Origin of the sequence: Terrabacter sp. 2RAF25 (assembly GCF_052115265.1) — a bacterium.
GTDB lineage: Bacteria > Actinomycetota > Actinomycetes > Actinomycetales > Dermatophilaceae > Terrabacter.
Genome location: NZ_JBFRGJ010000053.1, coordinates 1 through 431, shown reverse-complemented (window position 1 = coordinate 431; position 431 = coordinate 1). Strand labels below are relative to the sequence as shown.

The 431-nt window shown below is 49.7% G+C and carries 1 protein-coding gene; it reads right to left on the bottom strand.

The window, feature by feature from the left end:
* On the bottom strand, positions 1-431 hold a 431-nt coding region (locus tag AB4091_RS21915; protein ID WP_442295035.1), incomplete at both ends, for a polysaccharide deacetylase family protein.

Below are 431 nucleotides of genomic sequence, written 5' to 3'. Positions count from 1 at the left end.
CCCCCAATCCGAAGGGTTGCTCCCGACATCATGGGTGTAAATCACCAGCCATCCACGGTTCTGGGCTGTATTCTCAATCAGCGTTGGAAAGTCATGCAAACCGCGTCGACCCTTCTCAAGTCCTACCGCTTCTACTTGGCTGAAATCAATCCACCCTGAGTTAGGTTGTTGTCCCAAGCCTCGCCCTCCTATGAATCTGGACGAAACCTTAAGCTTTGCAGATAGTGTGACGTTACCGAATGGATAAGCAAAGCTCTCGATTTCCTTACCAGGCAAAATGCTTTGGAGGAAGGCAGCATTCTTGGAAATTGAGGTGGAGAAGTCTCGGACTGACTGCCTTAGAGCGCTAATATGATCAAACGCATGGGATCCCACCTCGTGTCCTGCGTTAGCAACTTCTTCAAGATCTTTAGGCGTGAACTGATCCAGAC